This window comes from Vibrio makurazakiensis (assembly GCF_050337375.1).
Taxonomy (GTDB): domain Bacteria; phylum Pseudomonadota; class Gammaproteobacteria; order Enterobacterales; family Vibrionaceae; genus Vibrio; species Vibrio makurazakiensis.
In genome coordinates this window covers 1-5,325 of the sequence record NZ_JAKJSW010000259.1, presented here as the reverse complement: position 1 = coordinate 5,325, position 5,325 = coordinate 1, and the positions used below count along the sequence as shown (strand labels likewise).

At 41.0% G+C, this 5,325-nt stretch carries 5 protein-coding genes; 4 read left to right on the top strand and 1 reads right to left on the bottom strand.

Annotated features, from left to right (window positions below; all coding sequences use genetic code 11):
* Positions 1–94 precede the first annotated feature (94 nt).
* Positions 95–1,078, bottom strand: coding sequence for a helix-turn-helix domain-containing protein (locus L4C33_RS19445; protein ID WP_428814053.1), 984 nt, complete (start codon positions 1,076–1,078; stop codon positions 95–97).
* A gap of 306 nt (positions 1,079–1,384) precedes the next feature.
* Here L4C33_RS19445 and L4C33_RS19440 point away from each other — a divergent pair, with 306 nt between their 5' ends.
* Genes L4C33_RS19440 through L4C33_RS19425 form a run of 4 tightly spaced genes read left to right on the top strand, consistent with a single transcriptional unit; the run spans position 1,385 to position 5,265 of the window.
* On the top strand, positions 1,385–2,512 hold the full coding sequence (locus L4C33_RS19440; RefSeq protein ID WP_428814052.1) for an HlyD family secretion protein: 1,128 nt from the start codon (positions 1,385–1,387) through the stop codon (positions 2,510–2,512).
* Positions 2,502–3,521, top strand: coding sequence for a DUF2955 domain-containing protein (locus tag L4C33_RS19435; RefSeq protein WP_428814051.1), 1,020 nt, complete (start codon positions 2,502–2,504; stop codon positions 3,519–3,521). The genes L4C33_RS19440 and L4C33_RS19435 overlap by 11 nt, the downstream gene beginning before the upstream one ends.
* A 26-nt stretch (positions 3,522–3,547) precedes the next feature.
* Entirely contained in the window at positions 3,548–4,612 is a 1,065-nt protein-coding gene (locus L4C33_RS19430; RefSeq protein WP_428814050.1) for an AI-2E family transporter, read from the top strand.
* Positions 4,612–5,265, top strand: coding sequence for a potassium channel family protein (locus L4C33_RS19425; RefSeq protein WP_428814049.1), 654 nt, complete (start codon positions 4,612–4,614; stop codon positions 5,263–5,265). The genes L4C33_RS19430 and L4C33_RS19425 overlap by 1 nt, the downstream gene beginning before the upstream one ends.
* Positions 5,266–5,325: the final 60 nt, after the last annotated feature.

The following is a 5,325-nucleotide window of genomic DNA, read 5'->3' as shown; positions in this document are numbered from 1 at the left end:
CATATTGACTTAGCGAGTATGCTTTACAGTAAAATGTTTGAACTCACTCTATAACGTAACGATAAATCACTTTTAATTGAAAAGATGAATAGAGTTACTCTGCTTCAAGAACTCCTAAAATTGACTTTCTATATGCTTTGGGTGTTAGCCCTGTAATTTTTTTAAAAGCTCTAGAGAAATGAGAAATATTGTTATAACCAAGCTGATTAGAGATATAGGTCAGGGAGTGACCTTCTTCCATTAATTCACAGGAAACTGAAAGAGTGAGGCTTTCTTTGAGTTGTCTAAACGACGTGCGCTCCTCTTTTAAACGACGCTGAAAAGTACGAGACGTCATTTTAAATAGCTTTGCGGCTTGCTCGACCGTTAAGGAATGCTCGCGAACATAAGGCAGCAATGCAGTGAAAACACTGTCACTAAAACTACTGTGCCATTCGACGATAGGCTCTATAGTTTGGGTGTTAGCAGAAGACAGTTTTATAGGTTTGTTTAGTGTTTCTTCATCGACGAGTAAGGCGGTTTGATGCTGTCCTATAAACAATTGAGTTTTGTTATTTAAAGCTGAACGAATCACCTCATCGTTCATATGCTGAATTTTCAGTTGTTGAGGGAACCACTCCGATTGAGTAAGAGCCTGTATTAATTCAATAACATACAATACTGCAAATACTTCGCCCCAAATAAAGTAAGGGGTGTTTTCGTATGGTACCGTTCTACAAAACCAGTGTCTGTTGTACTCAGTTTCAAATGTGATACGGCTCCCCGGAGAATCATTAGCAAACACTTCATTTGCCAAGTTGAGTGCTTCTTTTACCGTCGTTGCAGATTCAAACCTTGAAAGAATCTGGGGAATAATTCGTTGACGAAAAGCGAGACGCAGTTGCTCACTAAAGTTATTCACCCCAACCTGAGTTGATAATAAATATACTAGGCGTTTTACTGGTTCAACAGGTAAATAGTCTTTGTTGGTCGCGAAGAGATCTGGTGGAAGGCCTGAATCCTTTAATAGCTCGTGAACGTCGAGCCCATAGCTAGAAAATACTTCGATGATGATTTTAGTATACCCAGTACGGATCATGGGTAATGGCTTTGATAATGGATTCGACAAAGAAACTCCTTTTTCTAAATCTAACTTAAATAAGCATAATCATTTTGGCGTAAAATGGTAACTTTATTTATCCAATATCTGAAATAGTTGAGTTTCTTTGTGAAAGTGCGACAGGGTATACATATTTTGTTTTGAATGGTATGTGGTGGGGAACAAAGATCGATATAAATAAAGTACTAAATAATAAAAGGTTTTACAGAAATATTAATAGATTTTCTCAAGAAACAGGCTATAAATATAGTTAGTAAACAGGACGATTACGCAGTAGGTAAATATATGAGCGAAAAGCAAGAAACTTCCCAACCAGATGAAACGAGTGTGAAAGAGAACTCTTCACCAGAAAAAGCAAATAAAGTAAGAAAAATCACCAATTATCTACTCATATCAGTCGCTGTTTTGCTGCTGTTCAGTATCATTTCCGACAGAATTATCCCTTCTACCGACAACGCTAGAGTTAAAGGTTATGTGGTACCGATCAAACCGCAAGTTTCAGGTCAAGTGCTAGACATTTTAGTTCAACCAAACCAACCCGTTGCTGAAGGGGATGTACTTGCGAAGTTGAACCCTGTCGACTATGAGATTGCCGTGAAACAGGCTGAACAGGATCTTGAAATAGCAGGACAAAATGTAGGCGCACAAACCGCTGTGATCGCGTCTTCTCAAGCTCGACTAACCAGTGCAAATGTAGAGTTGGAGAATGTAAAACTTCAATCAAGCCGTATTTTAGAAATGGCAGAAAGGGGCGTCGTTTCTCAATCTGATGCAGATAAAGCGCGAGCATCTTTAGCGACCGCACGAGCTAATGTGATTAATGCACAAGCCGACCTAGAAAAATCCAAACGCCAACTTGGTGCCGATGGTGAAGAAAATAGCCAAATTAAAGCGGCTCTATTGGCACTTGAGCAAGCACAAATTAATTTGGAAAGAACCGTAATCAGAGCTCCGACAGTAGGGGGCGTATCAAATTTTAGTTTGTCTGAAGGTTTTTATGCGTCAGCAGGTCAACCTATGATGACTTTCGTATCAACAGAAAGTATTTGGATTGAAGCCTACTTCAGAGAAAACAGCCTAGGAAATATTAAAGCGGGTGATGAAGTAGAAGTTGCTCTTGATTTTGCCCCGGGTAAGGTCATCAAAGGGACAGTCACTAGCGTGGACTGGGGTGTTGATTGGGGGCAAGACAATCAGGCGGGTAAGCTGGCTCAGGCAAACAATCAAACAGGTTGGTTACGTCAAACGCAAATGCTGCCAATTGCGATCGAGTTTGATCACGCCCAAACCACCGGTTTACTGCGTATTGGTGGCCAGGCCGACGTGATTGTTTACAGTGGTGACAATTTTATTTTCAACAGCATCGGTAAGCTGTGGATTCGTTTCGTGAGCTTCATGTCTTATGTCCGCTAATTTAATCGAGGATCCTCGAATTCAAACTAAGATCCTACGGTATACCGTGGGAGTTGGTTTGGCAGTATTTCTGGCTGCGTGGATAAACTGGCCGTTAGCGTTTGTAGCTCCAGTGTTTGTTGCGAAGTTCTTAATTGATAAGCCTGAACTGAACAAAGAAACCATTTATGAGCTTACCATCGCTATGGTGGCGACAATGGTACTTGGGCTGCTGCTCTCAAATGGTATTACCCAGTACCCGATCCCGATATTAATTCTAGTGGGTTTGATGATGCTGTGGGGGTACTACCTCTTCACCGACCCCAAATGGAATTTGTTTGCGACAATATTGATCATCGCGGTGCTAATGTTGCCATTTATGGCGATATCTAATCCTGGTATTTCGGTGTTTTTGGCTACGGGGCTGGCGAGCTCCGGCGTTGTCGCGGTGGTGATTTTTGCTTTGGTTCACCTTTATTTACCTGAGTCACAAGTGACATTTAAGGGCTACCAACCTTCACCATTGTCAAAACAACAACGGTGGTATGCCGCTTTTCGGGCAATGATCATCTCATTTCCTGTGGTCTGTTTTTTCTTCATTTTTCAGATATCTGAAGCGCTCTTAACCATGATGTTTATTGCTTTGCTGTCATTAATGATAACTGGTGAGAAATCAATCAAGCTCAGCGCTTTTTTAATCATAAGTAATAGTATTGGTGGCCTGTTAGCTATCGGTGTTTTTGTGGTATTGAGCATCGTACCTAACATACTGTTCTACACCTTATTTATCTCTTTTGTCGCAATTATTATGGCGACTCAAATCTACACGAAACCAGAAAAGGCACCTATTTATGCGACAGCTTTTAGTACGGTGTTGGTTTTGTTAGGCAGTACGCTAATGAGTTCTGGTGACATAGACAACAACATGTTCATCCGTATATTCCAACTGTTCTTGATTGGGGTTTATATGATCGTCGTTTCCTTCTTTTTGGAAACACGAAACTGGAAGTTTTTGAAGATACAGCCGTAGCGTGTATCGAATAACAAGGAATGTTTATGAATTTAGAAAACAACTTCTCCAAGCAAGCGATTGATGCGTTCATCAAAATTGGTGCAATAGCGATCCTCATTTACTGGTGCTTTTCGATATTGCAGCCTTTTATTTTGCTGGTGGTCTGGGGCGGAATTATTGCGACAGCGTCGTATCCGGTAGCGCAATGGGCGAGTAATAAGTTTGGTATTGGGATAGGAAAAGCTAGTGGAGGGCTTGCCTTTATCGGTGTGCTTTTATTATTGGTGCCTTTGATCGCTATTTCTACGGGGCTTTACACCAGCGGATCGGAATTACTTGTAGGCATCCAAGATGGAACCGTGACGATCCCTAAACCGGATGTTGGAATGAAAGAATGGCCACTGATTGGTGATAAGGCTTATGCTTTTGGCCTTCAGCTTTCATCTAACCTTGAAAGTGTTTTGCTGAAATACGGCGAAGAAGTTAAGTCGATAGTCACTAAAGTTGCTGGTGTTGTGGGTTCGCTTGGTGGCGGTTTCATCCAGTTTATTATTTCTACAATCATTGCTGGAGTCTTTATGGCGAGTGCAGATAAGTGCGAGCGCGCTTTTGTACTAGTGACTAATAGACTGACCGGTGAACATGGAGAGGCTCTGACTTCGCTTTCTAAAACGACCGTTCGTAGCGTTGTTCAAGGTGTTATTGGTGTTGCACTAATCCAGTCGGTTATGTCTGGAATAGGTATGTTCTTCGCAGATGTACCTGCCATCGGGCTATGGATGCTGTTGGTGTTGCTTGTCGCAATCATTCAATTACCACCTATCTTGGCACTATTACCGGTGATTATATATGTATTTACAGTGGATACSACAACGACCGCAGTGATCTTCCTTGTGTGGTGTATTTTAGTGAGTGGTAGTGACGCAATTCTTAAACCTATGCTATTGAGCCGTGGTTCAGATATTCCAATGATGGTCATATTGCTTGGCGCGTTAGGCGGTATGGCTATGTCAGGCATTGTCGGTTTGTTTGTTGGCGCTGTGGTACTAAGTTTGACCTACCAACTGTTTACTGTATGGCTAGATAGTGAGGCAGAAGGTAAGAAATAATGAAAAAAGTGTCTAAGGATGACAATTTTTACTTTCTGTTTTTTGCACTGCTGGGGCTGCTATTTTCTAGTGCGGTAGTGCAGCAATTGTTTGAAGAAGGCCAAAAGATGATTTTGGCTTTCATCATTATTTGCTTGGCTTTTTCTATTGTGGGCGTAAATAGAAAACAAACTTTCTATCGGAGTTGGTATGGCTTTCTATTGAGTCTTGCTGCTGTATCAGGAGGCTTCTCTTTTTTAGAAGGCTATGACCTATCAATTGTCACTCTTAGCGCTATTCTGTTTTTCTTTTTATCGCATACAGTTACGGCATTAAAGCAGGTTATGTTAACGGACTATGTAAGTCGAAATCAGATCATAGGATCAATTTGTATCTACTTATTGTTCGGGATGTCTTGGTCAATTATCTACTTGATCCAAATTGAGATCTTTCCAACAGCGTTTAATGGAATCGAAGCTAAACCTTGGACTGAAAACCTATTTGAAGTCATCTATTTTAGCTTTATTACCTTAACGACTGTTGGCTATGGAGACATTTCTCCTTCACTTTCAATCCCCCGTTTTTTTGTGTTTATAGAGTCAATTTTAGGCAGTTTCTACTTAGCGATCATGGTTGCGAGTTTAGTCAGTAGCCGTCTGAATCAGAACACTTAGCCTTGGACACTTTCAAAGGAGTGATCGTGAAAAAGTTATCAATAGTTATCTCACTTGCCT

Excerpts from the sequence above, each read along its gene's own strand:
- L4C33_RS19445 (WP_428814053.1), bottom strand. The coding sequence starts at position 1,078 with ATGATCCGTACTGGGTATACTAAAATCATCATCGAAGTATTTTCTAGC.
- L4C33_RS19440 (WP_428814052.1), top strand. The coding sequence starts at position 1,385 with ATGAGCGAAAAGCAAGAAACTTCCCAACCAGATGAAACGAGTGTGAAA.
- L4C33_RS19435 (WP_428814051.1), top strand. The coding sequence starts at position 2,502 with ATGTCCGCTAATTTAATCGAGGATCCTCGAATTCAAACTAAGATCCTA.
- L4C33_RS19425 (WP_428814049.1), top strand. The coding sequence starts at position 4,612 with ATGAAAAAAGTGTCTAAGGATGACAATTTTTACTTTCTGTTTTTTGCA.